Annotated in this window: 15 protein-coding genes; 3 read left to right on the forward strand and 12 right to left on the reverse strand. The window is 30.2% G+C overall.

Features of this window, described 5'->3' with window-relative positions; translation table 11 throughout:
- Positions 1 to 131 precede the first annotated feature (131 nt).
- The 8 genes from UEQ13_RS13030 to UEQ13_RS13065 all read right to left on the reverse strand — a co-directional run bounded on the left by UEQ13_RS13030 (position 132) and on the right by UEQ13_RS13065 (position 9,476).
- Positions 132 to 791 carry a CoA transferase subunit B gene (locus tag UEQ13_RS13030; RefSeq protein ID WP_329806769.1) on the reverse strand — a complete coding sequence of 220 codons (660 nt, stop codon included), beginning with the start codon at positions 789 to 791 and terminating at the stop codon, positions 132 to 134.
- A gap of 2 nt (positions 792 to 793) precedes the next feature.
- Positions 794 to 1,495, reverse strand: coding sequence for a CoA transferase subunit A (locus tag UEQ13_RS13035; RefSeq protein WP_329806770.1), 702 nt, complete (start codon positions 1,493 to 1,495; stop codon positions 794 to 796).
- Between the two features lie 8 nt (positions 1,496 to 1,503).
- Positions 1,504 to 3,828, reverse strand: a complete 2,325-nt coding sequence (locus UEQ13_RS13040; protein ID WP_329806771.1) for a penicillin-binding protein 1A — start codon at positions 3,826 to 3,828, stop codon at positions 1,504 to 1,506.
- Positions 3,829 to 3,835: 7 nt separating this feature from the next.
- The gene (locus UEQ13_RS13045; RefSeq protein ID WP_329806772.1) at positions 3,836 to 4,324 is read right to left on the reverse strand and encodes a gliding motility lipoprotein GldH; all 489 of its coding nucleotides are present in this window, start codon (positions 4,322 to 4,324) and stop codon (positions 3,836 to 3,838) included.
- On the reverse strand, positions 4,314 to 5,468 hold the full coding sequence (locus UEQ13_RS13050) for a PSP1 domain-containing protein (RefSeq protein ID WP_329806773.1): 1,155 nt from the start codon (positions 5,466 to 5,468) through the stop codon (positions 4,314 to 4,316). The genes UEQ13_RS13045 and UEQ13_RS13050 overlap by 11 nt, the downstream gene beginning before the upstream one ends.
- Positions 5,469 to 5,754: 286 nt before the next feature.
- Complete coding sequence (locus UEQ13_RS13055) at positions 5,755 to 8,415, reverse strand: carboxypeptidase-like regulatory domain-containing protein (protein WP_329806774.1); 2,661 nt, start codon at positions 8,413 to 8,415, stop codon at positions 5,755 to 5,757.
- A 3-nt stretch (positions 8,416 to 8,418) separates the two neighbouring features.
- Entirely contained in the window at positions 8,419 to 9,159 is a 741-nt protein-coding gene (locus tag UEQ13_RS13060; RefSeq protein ID WP_329806775.1) for a GLPGLI family protein, read from the reverse strand.
- 53 nt (positions 9,160 to 9,212) lie between these two features.
- A complete protein-coding gene (locus UEQ13_RS13065; RefSeq protein ID WP_329806776.1) occupies positions 9,213 to 9,476 on the reverse strand; it encodes a hypothetical protein in 264 nt (87 codons plus the stop codon).
- Between the two features lie 485 nt (positions 9,477 to 9,961).
- Between UEQ13_RS13065 and UEQ13_RS13070 the strand changes: the two genes are divergently transcribed.
- Positions 9,962 to 11,611 (forward strand): S8 family serine peptidase, encoded by a 1,650-nt coding sequence (locus UEQ13_RS13070; protein WP_329806777.1) that lies wholly within the window; start codon positions 9,962 to 9,964, stop codon positions 11,609 to 11,611.
- A gap of 208 nt (positions 11,612 to 11,819) precedes the next feature.
- On the opposite strand, the gene UEQ13_RS13075 is transcribed toward UEQ13_RS13070, so the two are convergent.
- Positions 11,820 to 13,922, reverse strand: a complete 2,103-nt coding sequence (locus UEQ13_RS13075; protein WP_329806778.1) for an outer membrane beta-barrel protein — start codon at positions 13,920 to 13,922, stop codon at positions 11,820 to 11,822.
- 116 nt (positions 13,923 to 14,038) lie between these two features.
- Here UEQ13_RS13075 and UEQ13_RS13080 point away from each other — a divergent pair, with 116 nt between their 5' ends.
- Positions 14,039 to 15,400: a sensor histidine kinase gene (locus tag UEQ13_RS13080; RefSeq protein ID WP_329806779.1), complete on the forward strand. Its 1,362-nt coding sequence runs from the start codon at positions 14,039 to 14,041 to the stop codon at positions 15,398 to 15,400.
- Between the two features lie 4 nt (positions 15,401 to 15,404).
- A complete protein-coding gene (locus UEQ13_RS13085) occupies positions 15,405 to 16,094 on the forward strand; it encodes a response regulator transcription factor (RefSeq protein WP_329806780.1) in 690 nt (229 codons plus the stop codon).
- Positions 16,095 to 16,153: 59 nt separating this feature from the next.
- Here the strand turns inward: UEQ13_RS13085 and UEQ13_RS13090 are convergent, their stop codons facing one another.
- The 3 genes from UEQ13_RS13090 to trhO are packed head-to-tail and all read right to left on the reverse strand — an operon-like array spanning position 16,154 to position 19,001.
- Entirely contained in the window at positions 16,154 to 16,384 is a 231-nt protein-coding gene (locus tag UEQ13_RS13090; protein ID WP_329806781.1) for a ferredoxin, read from the reverse strand.
- On the reverse strand, positions 16,384 to 17,625 hold the full coding sequence (locus UEQ13_RS13095) for a peptidase U32 family protein (protein ID WP_329806782.1): 1,242 nt from the start codon (positions 17,623 to 17,625) through the stop codon (positions 16,384 to 16,386). Before UEQ13_RS13095 ends, UEQ13_RS13090 begins: the two co-directional genes overlap by 1 nt.
- Positions 17,625 to 19,001, reverse strand: a complete 1,377-nt coding sequence (gene trhO / locus UEQ13_RS13100) for an oxygen-dependent tRNA uridine(34) hydroxylase TrhO (protein ID WP_329806783.1) — start codon at positions 18,999 to 19,001, stop codon at positions 17,625 to 17,627. The genes UEQ13_RS13095 and trhO overlap by 1 nt, the downstream gene beginning before the upstream one ends.
- Positions 19,002 to 19,007: the final 6 nt, after the last annotated feature.

Below are 19,007 nucleotides of genomic sequence, written 5' to 3' on the forward strand. Positions count from 1 at the left end.
AAAAACAAATTTTTTTGTATATTTTTATTGAATTATTAGTTTTTTTATGTTTTTAATAAATTTACCTCAATTTTAAATAAATAAAAAAGCGACTAAAAAAGTCGCTTTTAAATAATAAAATTAAAAATTTCTTATTCGATATTCATTTCTGGAATTTCTCCTTCAATTATTAAATCAGCTTCTGTTGCTTTTATAATATCTTCCACTGAAACACCTGGTGCTCTTTCTAAAAGGTTGAAACCTTTTGGTGTGATTTCTAAAACCGCTAATTCTGTCACGACTTTTTTCACGCAACCCACACCTGTTAATGGAAGGGAACATTTTTTAAGAATTTTCGATTCACCAGCTTTATTAACGTGCATCATAGCGACGATAATATTTTCTGCAGAAGCTACTAAATCCATAGCGCCACCCATTCCTTTAACCATTTTTCCTGGAATTTTCCAGTTGGCGATATCTCCATTTTCAGAAACTTCCATCGCACCTAAAATAGTTAAATCTACTTTTTGTGCACGAATCATTCCGAAACTAAACGCTGAATCAAAGAAACTTGCTCCTGGTAAAGTGGTAATTGTTTGTTTTCCTGCGTTGATAATGTCAGCATCTTCTTCTCCTTCAAAAGGAAAAGGTCCCATTCCTAAAACACCGTTTTCTGATTGAAATTCTACTGAAATATCGGTACGAACATAATTCGCCACTAAAGTTGGGATACCGATTCCTAAATTTACATAGTAACCATCTTTCACTTCTTGTGCGATTCTTTTTGCGATTTGATTTTTATCTAATGCCATGATTAACTTCTTTGTCTAACAGTTCTTTGCTCTATTCTTTTTTCAAATTTCTCACCTTGGAAAATACGGTTGACCATAATTCCAGGAATGTGAATTTCGTTTGGATTTAAAGTTCCTGCTGGCACTAATTCTTCCACCTCAGCAATTGTGATTTTTGCAGCACCTGCCATACAAGCGTTAAAATTACGAGCCGTTCCTTTGAAAATTAAGTTTCCTGCTTCGTCACCTTTCCAAGCTTTTACGATTGAAAAATCTGCTTGATACGCTAATTCCATAACGTGCATTTTTCCGTTGAATTCGCGAGTTTCTTTACCTTCTGCGACTTCTGTACCGAAACCAGCTGGTGTGAAAAACGCAGGAATTCCGGCTTGAGCGGCACGACATTTTTCTGCTAAAGTTCCTTGTGGTGTTAATTCTACATCTAATTCGCCTGAAAGCATTTGACGTTCGAATTCGGCATTTTCACCTACATAAGAAGAAATCATTTTCTTAATTTGACGTTTTTGCAATAGTAATCCTAAACCAAAATCATCTACACCTGCATTGTTTGAAATGCAAGTTAAATCAGTTACATTTTTTTGCACTAATGCTGCAATACTGTTTTCTGGAATACCACAAAGTCCGAAACCTCCTAGCATAATAGTTTGTCCGTCTTGAATTCCTTCAAGCGCTTCTTGTACGTTGTTTACTTTTCTTGAAATCATAATATAATTTATAGTCCGTCTATTCCTTCTGTATCGGGTTGTGCATCAATTGGAACGGCTGTAGAATCCGTTGCTGTTGAATCAGCTACTGCTCTACTTGGTTCCGGCGCACAATCTACTTTAATAGACATGTTTGCTGGTCTTTTAAATGGTTGTTGTGAGATATTTAGAGATGTATCTGCTAAACATTTTCTCATAAATATTCCATAAATTGGCAAGGCCGTTGTAGCACCTTGTCCCATACTTGTGTTTTCAAAATGCGCGGAACGATCTTCATTTCCTACCCAAACTCCTGCAGCTAAATTGGGAACCATTCCGATAAACCATCCATCTGAATTGTTTTGAGAAGTTCCTGTTTTTCCAGCAACTGGTCCTTTAATATTATAAGGAACACCTGTTAAAAAATTCGATGGAGCCGAAGCTGCCCAACGTAAACGAGAACCCGTACCTGATTCGGTCACACCTTCCATTAATTTAATAATAGAATACGCCACATCTTTATTTACAACATCATGAGATTCTTCTACACCTTGGTAAATTACTACTCCATTTTTATCTTCAATTCTGGTAATTAATTGTGGTTTGATATAAACACCTTCATTTGCGAATGTACTAAAAGCAGCCACCATTTCTTCCACAGTAATTTCTACTGCTCCTAATGCAATTGCTGGACGATTCGGAATGTCTGAGGAAACTCCTAAATTTTTGGCCATTTCCACAACAGCAGGCGCGCCTACTTCGTCAATTAAACGAGCTGAAACGGTGTTGATGGAATTCGCTAATGCTTTTTTCATAGAAACCAAGCCACGGAATTTTCCATCCGAATTGTTTGGTGACCAATCTTTATCGTTATTATCTCCTTTTAAAATAGTAAATGGTGCATCCATTATCATATCACAAGGTGATTTTCCTAATCTGTCAATGGCTGTTGCATATACAAAAGGTTTAAAAGTAGAACCTACTTGTCGAGCGCCTTGACCTACGTGATCGTATTGGAAATATTTGTAATTAATTCCACCCACCCAAGCTTTCACATGACCGGTTTGTGGTTCCATTGCCATCATTCCAGTTTGTAAAAAATGCTTGTAATAAAGGATAGAATCTTTAGGTTTCATGATAGTATCTCTTTCCCCTTTCCAAGTGAAGATTTTCATTTTGGCAGGAACTTCAAAAGATTGTTTAATTTCTGCATCCGATTTTCCGTTGATGCTCATAATACGCCATCTCTCTGAATTTTTCATGGCTGAGTTCATGATTTTCTGAGTTTCTTCAGGTGTAATATCTAAAAACGGAGCGGTTGGATTGTCTTTTTGACGGCGATTAAATTCTGGTTGTAAATTCGACAAATGTTCTTCAACAGCTTCTTCAGCATATTGTTGCATACGAGAATCGACAGTAGTATAAATTTTCAAACCTGCTGTGTACAAATCAATTTCTTCTCCTTTTTCTTCTTCAATCGCTTTGATAATTGGTTTTAAACTTTCACGTAAGTATTCTCTGAAATACGTTGCTGTTCCTTCTGCGTGACTTTCAGGTTTGAAGTTGATTTTTAATGGAAGTTTCTTTAATTGTGCTGCTTTTGCTTCTGACAAATACTTGTTTTTCACCATTTGGTCTAAAACTGTATTTCTTCTATTGAATACTAATTCTTTTCTTTTTTCTTTTGTTGGATTGAAATAAGACGGGTTTTTTAACATTCCCACAAACAAAGCACTTTCTTCTAAAGTTAAGTCTTTAGGTTCTTTACCCATATAAATTTTTGAAGCCGAACGAATTCCGACCGCACTATTTACAAAATCAACTTTGTTTAAATATAAAGCTATAATTTCTTGTTTGGTATATTGTCTTTCTAGCTTCGTAGCGATAATCCATTCTTTACATTTTTGAATGATACGAAAAGGTAAAAAACGGGAACCTTCACCATGAAATAAGTTTTTGGCTAACTGTTGTGTAATCGTACTCGCTCCACCGCTTCTTCCTAAACTAGAAATAGCTCTTAATGTTCCTCTTGCATCTACACCAGAATGTTCGTAAAAACGTTCATCTTCAGTAGCGACTAAAGCATCCACTAAATGTTTTGGTAAATCTTGGTATTTTACAGGTGTTCTGTTTTCTTTATAAAATTTACCTAAAGTTACACCGTCAGAAGAAATAATTTCTGTAGCGATATTCGTATCTGGATTTTCTAATTCATCAAACGAAGGCATTTTTCCGAAAAATCCCCACGATGCTAAAAGAAAAAATAATAAAACGCCACCAAACGTGTAGCAAAATAATTTCCAAAATTTTCTTACGTAATCTGAATAGTTGACTTGGGTGTTGGTAGTTGCCATATTCTATTTATTTTCTTTTTTCAATTCTTAATCCTAAATCTGTAATCCCTACTAAATCTTGTACGCCTTGTACTTTTCCGGTTTGTCTTACCGCGTGTTCCACTTCTAACGTATATTTTCCGGCTTTTTCAAAACTGTAATTTTCTTTATACCACAGTTTGCTTTCTTTAATATCTGAAAAACCAGTTCCCATTAAAGTACCGTCATCATAAGCCATTTTATACTCTAAAGTATCTACTAAAACCTTTCCATCGGGTTGGTTTAAAGACACAATTAAAAATAAATTTTCATACGGATACTCGTTATTGTTTCTTACATTTAAAAACATATTATACACAGCTGTCGTGTCTTTTTGTTCGAAAGTGAAAGTGGCTTTCTTGTTCTTTTTCCAAGTGCCGTCAAACTCTTTGTATTCGTCGAAAACTTGCTTTTTATCGCAAGAAATTACGGTAAAAAGCAAGGCAAAAGTTAGTATTTTAAAAAAATTATTGTTCATTTTTCTTAAACGGTTTCTTTTTTCTTTTATTATTATTGTTCGATTTTTTCTTAGGTTGATCAAAACGAGTTAAACTATCTTGACCGACTACATTTTCGAATTTTTTCTCAATATTGACAGTAGAAACTTCTACTACATAATCTTCTAATTGTGCAATTTTTTTACCTTGTTTGTTTATGGCTACAATTTCTTTTGCTTTATCTGCTTTGATAGTATGCCAATGAGCTGGCGCATTCGCATATGAAAACCACATTAGATTTTTGAAAATATCTATTTTTTGGCAATACGCATCTCCTTTATCTGTAAGCAGTTTGGTATCCATATCTGGTAAACCTTTAAGTGCATCTAAATACGTGTCTAACTCGTAATTTAAACAACATTTTAGTTTCCCACATTGTCCTGCTAATTTTTGAGGATTTAAGGATAATTGTTGGTAACGCGCTGCTGAAGTATTAACACTTCTAAAATCGGTTAACCAAGAAGAACAACATAATTCGCGTCCGCAAGAACCAATTCCGCCTAAACGTGCAGCTTCCTGACGGAAACCAACTTGTTTCATTTCTACACGGATTTTAAATTCACCCGCATATTCTTTAATCAATTGACGAAAATCGACACGATCATTTGCTGTGTAATAAAACGTTGCTTTTGAACCATCACCTTGAAATTCGATATCAGAAATTTTCATTTCTAATTTTATGGCAATCGCAATTTCACGAGCTCGAACCTGAATAGCGTCTTCTTTATTTCTTACGCCATGCCAAATATCGATGTCTTTTTGCGTTGCTTTTCTGTAAATTTTAGGAACTTCCGCGTTGTCTTTAACGTGTTTTTTGTTCATTTGAACACGAACTAATTCACCCGTTAAAGAAACCAAACCTACATCGTGACCAGAAGAAGCTTCAGTTGCTACTACATCGCCAATGCTTAAAGTTAGTTTTTCGGTATTTCTAAAAAATTCTTTTCTTCCGTTTTTAAATCTTACTTCAACACAATCGAAAGGCGCTTGTCCTCCTGGTAAAGTCATATTTGCCAACCAATCGAAAACCGTTAATTTGTTGCAGCTATCGGTGCCGCAAGTCCCATTATTTTTACACCCCTTTGGTGCACCACCATCGGAAGTTGAACAACTTGTACATGCCATAATTATATATATTGATCGTCCCTTATGTGGAACTACTTTTCAAATGTTGATATTATTGTTTTTCAAATGTCATCCCGAATTATCGGGACAAGTTATAGTATCGCATTCTTTTATTTGAACTTGTTTACAACAAGACTTTTTGAGTTGCGATTTCAAAATTTGTTTTGAGGGTAAAGATAGCATTTTTTACCTTAATTTATAATTTTGCTTTTTGAAGTTTTTATAAACAAAAAAACCTGCTACATTATACTAACGCAACAGGTTTGGTTTTCTTGTGGAATTGGGATTAAATTTTATATGTAAGCGACAACATTGCTACTCTAGGTAAAATATACGTTTTGTTTTCTGAAATTACAAAATCTGAAATGCTAATATTATTTTTTGTTTTTGTATCAAAAATATTATTTACAAAAATTTCAAACGTTAATGGACTGTTTTTTTTGTTGTATCTTAAAGATGAATTGGCAATTTCAAAATAGGTTTTGTCATTATTGCTGTTTTTTGTTTTATAATTCTCATAATTAATTTCAAAAACAAATCCTTTTAGTAATCTAAAATTTAATGAGGTTTCAAAAGTATCATTAAAATTTTTAGAAGAAGTTAAACCGTTTAAACTTCCAAATCCTTTCGTATAGCCAACAGAAAAATCTGGCCATTTTTTATTTTGTGTTCTTGCTTTAAGGGTGAAATTTTGGTTCGTTCTTTCATATTTAGAGAGCAAATTGTTTACGTTTTGTAAATATGTATTCCAACTAACTGAAGAATTAAAACTCATATTAAATTTGTATATTTTTTTGGAAATGTTTCCATTTAATCGCCAATTGTTTTCAGGATTCTGTGTTAAAACTGGTTTAGAAAACTGATTAATTCCATCAAAAACTAATTGATTTCTTATCGAAGTCGTTTTTTTATTATAAGTAAAATTTGCAAACCAATTAAAACTAGTGAAAGAGGTTCGGTTACTATAATTTAAAGTATAATTATGAAATTTCTCGTTTTCTAAAAGAGCGTTCCCTTTAAAAACGGTATTATAACTTTGTAGTACAAAATTTTCTGCATAATTAGTAGCTTCTGCAAATGAATTGACTAATTTATACTTAAAACTTATTTTTTCTCGATCACTACACTCATAATCGGCATGAAATTGGGGTTGTAACAATACTTTAGAAATCGTGTTTTCAGACTTTTGATTGATGTTTACATGATAATTATGTAAATATAAAATAGGTTTTATTACTAGTTTTTTTATTTTGAACTTGTATTCTAAACCTATAAACATGTTGGTTAAATTATAGTTTAAATTGTTTCCAAAACCATTGGAATTAAAATTATTACTCGCTCCATTCGTTAAAATTTGATTTTCAGCAGTTGTTAGGTGGGTTTTCCAATTACTAACTCCAATATTCGTATATAAATGATTGGCGGTATTCAAAATCCAATAATGTTTGAATAAAAGATCAATCGTATTGTTTTTAATTTCTTTAGTTTGACGGATCAAATATTCGGTATCTGGCTGAATTGGAATAAAGTTGGTTAAAAATGTTTGATTGGTTTTCCAGTTTTTCTCTGGTGTACTATTTTCTAGTTGGTGATTGATTACAAAAGTAGTAGTATGTTTTTTAGTTAATTTTTTATGCCATTCTGCATATTGTTTGAACGAATGGTTTTTAGATTGAATGAGATTTTCGAAATAAATAGTTGAGTTTGTGGTAACGGTGTTTAAATCCGTATTGTTATTGTTTTTAGAAAATTGAAACTGTGCAATATACAACCATTTTTCTTTTTTATTTGGCTCGTAATCCAGTTGAATATTTGTAATATTCATTACGTTTCTTGCAAAAGACGTATCACTTTTGTCTTCAAAAAAAGTTGCTGAATTTTGTAGGTATTGGTTTTTAGTTTCAGAAAAACGGGTTATAAATGTTTTAGAAAATATATTGTAACACGTAAGGCTAATTTTGTTTATTTGTGTATCAAAATTTATGGCACTAAACTGCGATTTGTGATGAACCACATCTGTATTATCATCGGCCAAAGCATTTAAATTAGTTAACTGTTTTCTTTCGTTTAAAAAACTACTATAACCACCGCTAAAACGGATAACATCCTCGAAGGTAAAAGTACTTTTTCCAATAGTGTTAATATCTCCAATGTAACCGATATTTATTTTTGGTGCATAATAAAACAAACCGGCATGAGCTAAATTAAAATTATTGTCGTTAGCTATTTCTGCAGCGCCTTGTATGTCGCCAAAAACAAACTTCATTTTGTCTTTTTTTAGCTTCACATTCATAGCTAATTGGTCGCTATCGGAAACGTCTTTTAATACACCGTTTGTTGTAAAATTGTCGATAAATTCAATTTTATCTAAGGCATCAGCAGGAATATTTTCCACGGCTAATTTAGATCCGCCACCAAAAAAAGAACGTCCTTGCACCATGGTTTGTGTTACTTTTTTACCTTGAAAAGTAACACCACCTTTTTTGTCAACCTCAACACCAGGCATTTTTTCCAACGCTTCTTTTAGTTTGCGCTCGTTTCCGTTAGTAAAGGATTTTACATTAAAAGTAACCGTATCTTTTTTTATTTCTATGGGTTGGTATTCGTATTTTATTACAATTTCTTCAATTTTATTGTCTTTGGGGTGTAAAATAAAATTGTGAGTTTTGTTTTTGAAATTGGTTTCAATAATTAGACTTTCTTCGAAATAACCTAAATAGGAAACTGTTATTTCGTAGGTAGTATTTTCTTCTAATATTAATAAATAATCTCCATTACTATTTGCAGTAGTATATTTTAATTGTTTTTCTTTTTGAATAGGTAATGCAATTATGTTTGCTTTACTTAAAGTTTTATTATCTTGGTCGAGTGTTTTTCCAGTAATTTTAGATTGCGAAAATCCAAAATGTGTAAATAACATCCAAAATAAAAAATAATATTTCAACACTTTTTATTGTTTTTCTTTATTTTTAATTTCGTTACTTAAACCATTATGGCTTTCATTTATTTTTTCATTTAATTTTTCCGAGGTAATTTTATTTTTTGATAAAATTAATTCTCTACAATCAAAAAAATGATTTGCTTCTTTTAAAGAAGTCAATCCAATTATTGTGTTTTCATCTTGTAGTTCAATTATTAAACCAGGAAGTCCACCATAACCTTTAGGCCCAAAATTATATTGAATTTCAGGACAGTACCATGCAACAATTGTCTTGGTTATTTCTTTTGTTCTGGTTTTGTACTTGTTTTTTTGAGTTGCTTTAAAAACTTTAAAATTTTCAATAATCTTCGATTCATTTGTAGTTATCCAATTTGATTTTAATGAATCTTCAATAACATATTGATTCTCATTTATCCCGATAATATTGTAATTGGGATTATATTTTAAATTAATTCTTTTTTCGTTAAATGTGTAAATAGGTTTAGAACATTCGCAAAATACTGCAACTGCAATTTTAGAATCTATTACGTTTTCTTCTAAGAAATACTCGCTTATAGTGTCATTAAAATAAAGTGTTGGTTTTAAGTTTTCGGCTATACTATTTTCACTATAATATATTTCCTTTAAATGTTTAGGCATATCTTTTAAAGCTTCATTTTCAATTATTTTTATTGAATATGTTGCCTTCATAGTCTTCACTTGTGAAAAAGAAAAGAAAAACGAAAAGAAAAAAAAAATTAGTGATTTCATAAATGTTTGTTTTAATTGATACCGCCTTTGAATATAAAAAGGCGGTATGTTAATTAATCTTTTAATGGTATTGTATGTGCTTCAATAGTTTTACATAAATTATATGCGCTGTTAGCAATGTGCTCCGCAACTGAATTTGGAAGGTACTGACTATATTCATAATAGGTTGAATGATATTGATCAACACAATCCATTCTTTTTACTACAATAGTTTTAGTTTCTTTAGCATCTTTTTTTTCATCTTTTTTTCCTTCAGCAGCCATACTTGTTGCGGTAAAAGCAACTAGTGCAATAGCACTAAATAACATTTTTTTCATAAATTTGAATTTTTAAATTAATACTTGCAGTCGTGTTACAAGGCCAATTGTAATAAGCACGGCTGCTTTTTTTGTTGAATTTTTGTACAAAACAGCACAAACCTAAAAAAAAAAAACCGAATTTACAAAATTATTGTAAATAAATATTTACATAATAGAAAAACCTGCTACACTATACCAACATAATAGATTGGATTTTCTTCTAAAATTCTGACTTTTTAAACTTTCCAATACTCACTATAAAAGTTATTTGTTTCCATTAATTGTTCATGATTTCCATAATGGGATATTGTTTTGTTTTTATATGAAATCAAACAACTATAAATTTGGAGTTGAAAATTTTATAACTGTTTAAAAATTGAATGTTTGTTTACTTGCAGAACAAATTATTTATTCCTCTATTTGCATCAAAAAATTTAATTAAATACCCATAAAAATTTCAAAAAAATAAATTAAACCATTTAAAATTATCTTATTTTAAAACAATGAATAAATTTTTACTTTTTACTTTAATCATATTAATAGGCTGTAAATCTAATATTTATAAACCTGTTGTGTATAATCATGAATTAAAAAAAATAAAAATTAACGAATTGAAAAATTGGCAAAATTTAGACATACAAAAAGATAGTATTCCAGGTATTAGTTTGGATAGATGGTATAAGGAACAATCTACAAAAAAACGTTTAAAACCAACTGTTGTTGCTGTAATTGATAGCTATTTAGATATCAACCATGAAGATTTAAAAAACCAAATATGGGTTAACAAAAATGAAATTTCTAACAACAATATTGACGACGACAATAACGGCTATATTGATGATAGTAATGGTTGGAATTTTTTAGGCAACAACAAAGGTGAAAGCACATTTAGTTTAAATTATGACGCGACGAGAAGATTAAGAAAATTACTGCATAAAAATATTGATACCACAAATTTTAAAGGAAACAAAGCAGATTCATTAGAATACTTAAAGATAAAAGCATCTTTGGCAAATTCTAAAAAGAAAAATGTTTCCAAGCATGAAGAAGCTAAATATTATCAAGAAACCTATGTTTCATCTTTTAATAGATTGAATAAAATTTTTAATAATAAAAAATATACATTAGTTCAAGTAGATAGTGTGTTTAAGGCTAGAGAATTTGATGCCGATGATGATTTATATTATGATTTATATTTTGCAAGAGATTTTTTAAAAGCAAACAACAACAAAGCTTGGATAGATTTATTTAAAGAAAGAACAGAAGTTGAACTAACTACTTCATTGAGCCCGTTTTTTAATGAAAACAACATAATACAAGATAGAGAAACAGATATTTCGGATAGAAATTATGGTAATAATCAGATATCAAAATACGCTAATAAAACTTGGCATAATACAATGATGTCTGGTATGATTGTAGCAGACAGAGAAAATAAAATTGGAATAAAAGGTTTTGGTAACCATATTAAAGTAATGCCATTAGTTGTTTCTTCTGTTTCGGGTAATAATAGAGATAAAGATATTGCATTAGCCATTGAATATGCTGTTAATAATGGCGCAAAAGTGATAAATATGAGTTTTGGTAAATCTGATCCTATTTATCAAGAATGGATTCAAAATGCTTTAAAATATGCTGAAGAAAAAGATGTTTTAGTTGTTGTTTCTGCCGGAAATAGTAATGAAAATTTAGATACCGTATTTTCATATCCAAATGATTATTATAATGTTGGAGATGATAATGAGTATGTTGAAAATTTAATAATTGTAGGGGGTATTGATCATATCGTAAATGAAAAATTTATGTGTCAATATTCAAGTTTTGGTAAAAAAAATGTTGATATTATGGCTCCTGCTACAGATATTTGGTGTTTAGATCCTCTGCGTAAATATACTATGAATGATGGAACTTCTTTTTCTGCTGCTCTAACATCTGGTGCCGCAACTTTAATTAGATCACGTTACCCTAAACTAACTGCCAAACAAGTAAAAGATATTATTTTAGAATCTAGTATAAAATACGATATTGAAGTTATTGTACCTGGAACTACTGATAAAAAAGTAAAATTTTCAGAATTATCTAAGTCTGGTGGCGTATTAAATGTATATAATGCCATGTTATTAGCTGAAAAAGTAAGCCAACAAAAACAATAATAAAATTAAAACATATGAGTAAATTATTTGTTTTTCTGTTGAAAACTAAATATTTATAAAAAAACCTGCTGCATAATACTAACGCAACAGGTTTCATTTTCTTGTGGAATTGGGTTTATATTGAAAACTTTAAAAAAGTATTTTACATAATCGTTACTTAAACTAATTAGCTCATGACAAAAATGAAATAATGGAAGTTGATTTGTAATTAACGGATTCTATTCTCATCTTCATTTATGTTTTTTTCACTAAATTCTGAATTTTTTATTTTTCCAAAAGAATATCTAATTCCAAAAGAAATTTCATGTGTATCTGCTAAATAATTTGACTTCGAGCTAATGTTATTTATGGTGAAATTTTCTTTGTAAACGAAATTTTTAAAAATATCATTGAAACCAAAAGTACAATCCCATTTTTTAAAAAATGTTTTAGAAATGGCTAAATCCATAATAAACTCGGGTTGTCTTCTTTCGAAAACGCCTTCATATTGTGTTGTTAATCCCCAAACTGTGGTAGAAACCGTATACTCTTTAGGCAATTTAAACAAATGATTTGAATAGTAATACAGATAAGGTTTAGATTTGTTTTGTATAGCTAATTGGTCTTCAATTTTATTTAATATAAAACTCAAACTGTTATTTACTGTCCAAAATTTATAAGTAAAAGGAATAGTAAAATCAATCACAAAACCACTTTCTTTATCAAAATTCTTCTGACTAAAAGTTAAAATATTTTGAGAATTATCATACATAAAATCCCCATAAACAGGGTTTGAATTTTTATAATAACTCAAACGGATTGATTTATCCTTGTATTGAAAATTAGTGGCCACTTCATCTTTAATAGTTGGATCCAAATTGATATTACTTCCATAAATAAAATAGGGATTGATATAAGTAGCACCTTGATTTGTAGCTGAATAATTAGGTCTAGTTATAGTTTTCGAATAATTTATAGTTATAGTTTTCGAACTATCTATAGGAATATCAAGTTGTGCTTTTGGAAAAAAATTAGTGTATTCTTTTTTAATTAAAGGCAAACTTTCTTTTGTGTATTTTCCAATAATATTGGTGTTTTCAATTCTAAAACCTGCCGAGTATTGAAGTTTTTTGACTTTACCAGAAACTTGAGAGTAACCTGAAATGTTTTGTTCTTTAAAATTATATTTCGATAGTGTTGAAGCCATATTATTAAAGCTTAAAACATCTAAATCTGTTTTGGCATCAGCAGAAAGAAATAGTCCACCAAGTTCTAATTTCATCTCATTTTTAAATGTTTTTTCTAAATCTGTTCTGCCTGAAATAACTGAAACATCAAATTTCTGATTTCTATTTTGCGTTCGTTCAAACTCATTATTATCATATCTGTTTTTAACTAAAGTAACCGTTTCTTGATTGAAATTAGAAAACTGAAAACCTGAAAACCATTGGGTATTTATTGATTTTATTTTCTTAGAATAATTTGCAAAGGAATTCAAATACACTCGATTGTTATCGTTGTTACTTCGTGTTAAAATAGTGTTTTCTATATTGTTTTGTTTGTTGAAAGTTTTTGTATTTATACCAAAAACATCTTTTTGAATTCTTGCATTTCCACTGATAGAAAAATAATCATCTTCATTTATTTTGTAAAACAATCCACTTCCAAAAATAAACTGAGGTCTTTTAGTATACGCTTCAACATCATAATTTGAAATAATATTTGCCTCTGGAATCTCATATTTTATATCATGCCTTTCCCAAATATTTAACTGATTGTAATTAAAATTACCTTTGATTTCTAATTTCTTTTTTTTGATACTTGCATTAATTCCTAAATAATTATTAAATCTTTTTTTGATTGAAGTTGTTTCTGTAATATCGATTTTAAATCCTTCTTTTTTACTTAATTTCCTTGTAATTAAAATCACAACTCTACCTTCTGCTTCATATTTAGCTGATGGATTATTTATAATTTCGATACTCTTAATTTCATCTACAGACAAAGTGTTTAAATCGTTTATACTCACTTTTTGATTGTCTATATAAAGTAATGGATTTCCTTTTCCAACAACACTTATAGTTTCTTTATTCGTACCAATAATTACGTTGGGTAATTTTGATAGTAAATCAATAGCATTAGTAACCGATTTTAATATTGAATTGGCTACATCAATTTTTAAATTTCCATTTTTATTGGTGATGCTTTTTTTATCATTTTTTATGACTATTTCTTCTATTTTTTTAGAAATTGTATCTTGTTGTATTTCATTTTGTGCCAATGCTAAACTTGGAAGTATCAAACTAAACATTACTTTTAGTACATTTTTCATTATCTTTTATTTTATCTGTGCAAATATGTTTTGAAAATTTAAATCTGAAAGTTAATACTAGGTTAATGCTGAGTTAATGTCTTATTTATTCTATAAAATCACTTATTTTTGAAGCCATGAAGAAGAAGATCAACTTATTAATTCAGTTTTCTGTTGTAGTACTTATTGCACTTTCCGTCATGCAATATTATTTGGTTAAAACTACTTATGAGTACAAAGTAGCCCAATTAAGAGGAGAAGTAAAAGCCAAAATTGCTGACATTACAAACGATTATAGTGATATTGATTCTACCATTTTCAACAAGAAAGACTTGTTATATCGCGAATTAGCTACGAATTATATTATTGATCCTAAAACCCGAAACAGAATTAAGAATTCTATCCTTCAAAATAAATTTAAAAAAGAATTAACGCATAAATTACAACTTAAATTTGAAAAAGAAATTCCCGATTTAAAACTTGATTTCGCCATTGTTCTCAATAAATTTGTGTTTTATAATAACACTAAAATAGCAGATACCATTTTTGCGGAAAAGCCCATAATTGGAAATAAATTATATGGTGATTTAGAATCTTTAGACAATGCTTTTCTGGTACGAAATTATGTTGGCACAACAAGTGGAAAAGCCATGAGTTCAGATTTTAAATTACTTACCGAAGACGCTTTATATGTATCGGTAACCAACTGGGAAGCTAGTATTTTAAAAAGAATGGCTGTGTTATTCTGCTTTTCAATTCTCTCCATTTTAACGTTAATTACCCTTTTTATTATTGCCCTTAAAGCATTAATAAAACAAAAAAAAGTAAGCGATATTAAAACCGATTTTATCAATAATATTACACACGAGCTAAAAACACCTTTAGCCACTTTATCCATTTCTACCAAAATATTAGAAAGAAAAGACATTCGAGAAAACGAAAAACATTTTAATAATTTAGTAGCAACAATTTCTCGCCAAAACAACCGCTTGCAAAAATTAATCGATCAAGTTTTAAACAATTCTCTTGAAGACAGCGAAATCCAATTGCAAAAAGAAAAGATTAATTCTGAAGTGTTTTTAAATTCAATTAGTAATGATTTCAAAATTTCTAATCCATCCATTTCAATTACAACTGAATTTTGTACCATAGAAACATTCTTATTTCTTGACAAGTTTCATCTAACAACTGCCATTCAAAATGTTTTAGAAAATGCTGTTAAATATGGATGCGATTCTATTATTATTCGAACTTCATTAAGTAACAATCAATTCAATATTAGTATTCAAGATGATGGAATTGGAATTTCTAAAAGCAACCATTCTCTACTTTTTGAAAAATTTTATCGGGTAGAAGAAGGAAATTTACACAACACAAAAGGCTTAGGTTTGGGTTTATATTATGTAAATCAGATCATAAAAGCACATAAAGGAACCGTTGCTGTAATTAGTGATTTAGGTAAAGGAGCTGTTTTTAATATTAGTCTTCCATCTGTTTAAACATATGAAAAAAGTACTACTTGCCGAAGACGATTTAGATTTTGCTGATGTTCTTAAACAATATTTAGAACTTTATAATTATCATATAACTTGGGCAAAAGACGGAGAAGAAGCCTTTTCCCTATTTCAAAAAGAAACTTTTGATATTTGTGTTTTTGATGTTATGATGCCAAAAATGGACGGATTTACACTAGCAGAAAAAATAATTAATAGCAATCCCGAAACACCATTTATATTTCTTACTGCTAGAAAACTAAAAGAAGACAAATTAAAAGGATTACAATTAGGTGCCGACGATTATATCGTAAAACCATTTGAAGCCGATGAATTAGTATTGCGACTAAACAATATTTTAAAAAGAGGAGCGCAAAAAAATCAAGTTACCAACTCGGTCAATGAAATTACGATTGGTAATTATATTTTTGAACCAAATAGATTGGAATTAAAATTAAATAACCATACTCAAAGACTTACAGAAAAAGAAGTTGCTTTAATTTTATTTTTTTTGAAAAACAAAAATCAACTCATCAAACGTAATGATATTTTACAAAGTGTTTGGGGAAATGACGATTTTTTTTCAGGAAGAAGTATGGATGTTTTTATAAGTCGAATTAGAAAATATTTTTCTAGCGACAACCGAATTACTATCGAAAGTATTCGTAATGTAGGATTGGAATTTAAAATACAAAACTAAAAAAAACCTGCTACATAATACTAACGCAACAGGTTTTTTTAATATATTTTTATCCTTTTTTAGGTTTCTTTCACCGTAATAATATTTACTGGGCAGGCTTTTTCAGCTAATTCACACGTTTCTAAAATGGCATAATCTGGCGATTTTAATGTATGAAAACCTTTTGTATTTGTGGATTTTAGCAATACTGATTTTCCATCTTTTTTAGACATTTGAAATTGTGCTGGAGCCATTTCTACACAATAATTACAACCAATACATTTGTCTCGTTGAAGTGTAATAATGATCATTAGTTTTCTACAATTTTGTACATTTTGTCCGATAAACGAATTCTGAAAGGCACTTTTAAAGTACAACTATCGCCTTTTGTTGCTTTTTCTGAGTTGACATCATTAACAAACATTTCTTCCAAAACCAATTCTTGAGCACCAGTGCTTGGTCCGGTAATTAAAATTTTATCACCAATTTTGATATCGTAAGCTTCAATTTTAAATTCGGCAATATTTGATTTTTGGAAATAATGCATTCCTTTTCCAACATACACTTTCTTTTGTGTAGCGCTTGAACCAGGATTATCAGACCACTCGCCTAATTTTTGTCCCAAATAATAACCACTCCAAAATCCACGATTGTAAACCGTAGCCAAAGTTCCCATCCAAGTGTTGATCTTTTCTTTTGTAAAAGTTCCTTCGTAATAAGAATCAATGGCTTCACGATACGTTTTGATAACCGTTGCTACATAATCTGCAGCTCTTCCACGGCCTTCAATTTTTAGCACTTTAATTCCAGAATCGATAACTTGGTCTAAGAAATCTAACGTGCACAAATCTTTTGGTGACATTAAATATTCGTTATCCACTTCAATTTCAAAACCAGATTCTTGGTCGATTACCGTATATTTTTTTCTGCAATTTTGTTTACAAGCTCCACGATTGGCTGAGGAATTATGTGAATGTAAACTCAAATAACATTTTCCTGAAACGGCCATACACAAAGCACCGTGACCGAAAATTTCAATTTCTACTAAATTACCACTTGGTCCTTTAACTTGTTCTTTTTCGATGTCATCCGTGATTTTTTTTACTTGACGTAAACTTAATTCACGAGACAAAACAATCGTATCGGCAAACATGGCATAGAATTTTACCGTTTCAATGTTGGTAACATTCAATTGGGTGGAAATATGTACTTCCATTCCAATAGTTCTTGCCGACATAATAACTGCTTGGTCGGAAGCAATTACTGCTGTAATTCCTGCTTCTTTAGCTTTTGTTAAAAGTGTTTTTACGATAGATAAATCGTGATCGTAAATAATAGTATTTAAAGTTAGATACGTTCTAACATTTTTTTCATTACATCTTCGTGCGATTTCTGGCAAATCATCTAAAACGAAATTTACCGTTGCTCTGGCACGCATATTTAATTGTTCAACACCAAAATAAATGGAATCACAACCATTATCAAGAGCCGCTTGCATGGATTCAAAATTTCCTGCTGGCGCCATTAATTCAATTCTTCCAGAAGTAGTCATTAACTAATAATTTTAAATAATTTATCAGATAATCTCACTCTAAAAGGCACTTCGAAAGTGATTTTATCGCCAACTTTAGCGGAAGAACTTTCGATTCCATTTACCAACATTTTTTCCAAAATTAGTTCTTGGTTTCCTGTTGTTGGTCCGGAAATTAAAATTTTATCGCCAATATTTATTTCTTGATTTTCTATACTGAAAAGTCCAACTTGTGCTTTTGAAAAATAATGTTCTCCTTTTCCAATATATAACTTTCTTTCGGCAGCAATTTTTCTTTTTCTGATTTGTGTAACGGCTGAAACTTTTACAGGTTTTTGAGCAATTTCTTCAAAAATATTTCTTTCTGAAGATTGTTTGAATTTTAAATCTGGTGATTTTCCTTTTTGAAAAATCATGTTGCCGTTTTTAACGCCTTTTCTTAGTTTTTCTTGTTCTTCTAAAGGCAAATAAATTGTTTCTACACAAGTGGTAGAGCAACAACTTTCCATTTTTTCAGCACAAGAATCGCACTGAATAAATAATAAATGACAAGCTTCATTCGCGCAATTTACGTGTGTATCACATGGTTCTCCACATTGATGACATTGCGAAATAATATCATCCGTAATTCTTTCTCCTAAACGATGATCGAAAACGAAATTCTTACCAATAAATTTACTTTCTAAACCTTCTTCTTTTATTTGTTTGGCATAATTAATAATTCCACCTTCTAATTGAAAAACGTTTTTAAAACCTTGATGTTTGTAATACGCAGAAGCTTTTTCACAACGAATTCCGCCCGTACAATACATCACTAAATTTTTATCTTCTTTAAAGTCTTTTAATTGTTCGTTGATAATTGGCAAACTTTCACGGAACGTTTCTACATCTGGCGTAATCGCACCTGTAAAATGCCCAACTTCACTTTCATAATGATTTCTAAAATCCACTACAATTGTATTCGGATCATCTAAAATCGCATTGAATTCTCTAGCATTTAAGTGAACTCCTTTATTCGTTACATCGAATGTGGCGTCGTTTAAACCATCGGCCACAATTTTATTTCTAACTTTTATCGTTAATTTTAAAAACGAATGATCGTCATGTTCTACCGCAATATTCAAACGAATACCTTTCATGAAATCGTACTTTTCTAACGTTTCTCTAAACGCATCGATATTTTCTGCTGGTACAGACATTTGCGCATTAATTCCTTCGGTAGCGACATAAATTCGGCCTAAGGCATCTAATTTATTCCACTTCAGAAATAAGTCGTTTCTAAATTGTGTTGGGTTTTCAATTTTGGCGTACGCATAAAAAGAAAGCGTTAATCTTTGACCAGCTTGATCAATTAACTTAGCTCTTTCTTCTGCGCTTAAGGTGTTATACAGTTGCATGCTATA

This window comes from Flavobacterium facile, from assembly GCF_036321945.1.
GTDB lineage: Bacteria > Bacteroidota > Bacteroidia > Flavobacteriales > Flavobacteriaceae > Flavobacterium > Flavobacterium facile.

Coding starts and splice junctions, on each gene's coding strand:
- UEQ13_RS13030 (WP_329806769.1), bottom strand. CDS start 791: ATGGCATTAGATAAAAATCAAATCGCAAAAAGAATCGCACAAGAAGTG.
- UEQ13_RS13035 (WP_329806770.1), bottom strand. CDS start 1,495: ATGATTTCAAGAAAAGTAAACAACGTACAAGAAGCGCTTGAAGGAATT.
- UEQ13_RS13040 (WP_329806771.1), bottom strand. CDS start 3,828: ATGGCAACTACCAACACCCAAGTCAACTATTCAGATTACGTAAGAAAA.
- UEQ13_RS13045 (WP_329806772.1), bottom strand. CDS start 4,324: ATGAACAATAATTTTTTTAAAATACTAACTTTTGCCTTGCTTTTTACC.
- UEQ13_RS13050 (WP_329806773.1), bottom strand. CDS start 5,468: ATGGCATGTACAAGTTGTTCAACTTCCGATGGTGGTGCACCAAAGGGG.
- UEQ13_RS13060 (WP_329806775.1), bottom strand. CDS start 9,159: ATGAAATCACTAATTTTTTTTTTCTTTTCGTTTTTCTTTTCTTTTTCA.
- UEQ13_RS13065 (WP_329806776.1), bottom strand. CDS start 9,476: ATGAAAAAAATGTTATTTAGTGCTATTGCACTAGTTGCTTTTACCGCA.
- UEQ13_RS13070 (WP_329806777.1), top strand. CDS start 9,962: ATGAATAAATTTTTACTTTTTACTTTAATCATATTAATAGGCTGTAAA.
- UEQ13_RS13075 (WP_329806778.1), bottom strand. CDS start 13,922: ATGAAAAATGTACTAAAAGTAATGTTTAGTTTGATACTTCCAAGTTTA.
- UEQ13_RS13080 (WP_329806779.1), top strand. CDS start 14,039: ATGAAGAAGAAGATCAACTTATTAATTCAGTTTTCTGTTGTAGTACTT.
- UEQ13_RS13085 (WP_329806780.1), top strand. CDS start 15,405: ATGAAAAAAGTACTACTTGCCGAAGACGATTTAGATTTTGCTGATGTT.
- UEQ13_RS13090 (WP_329806781.1), bottom strand. CDS start 16,384: ATGATCATTATTACACTTCAACGAGACAAATGTATTGGTTGTAATTAT.
- UEQ13_RS13095 (WP_329806782.1), bottom strand. CDS start 17,625: ATGACTACTTCTGGAAGAATTGAATTAATGGCGCCAGCAGGAAATTTT.
- trhO (WP_329806783.1), bottom strand. CDS start 19,001: ATGCAACTGTATAACACCTTAAGCGCAGAAGAAAGAGCTAAGTTAATT.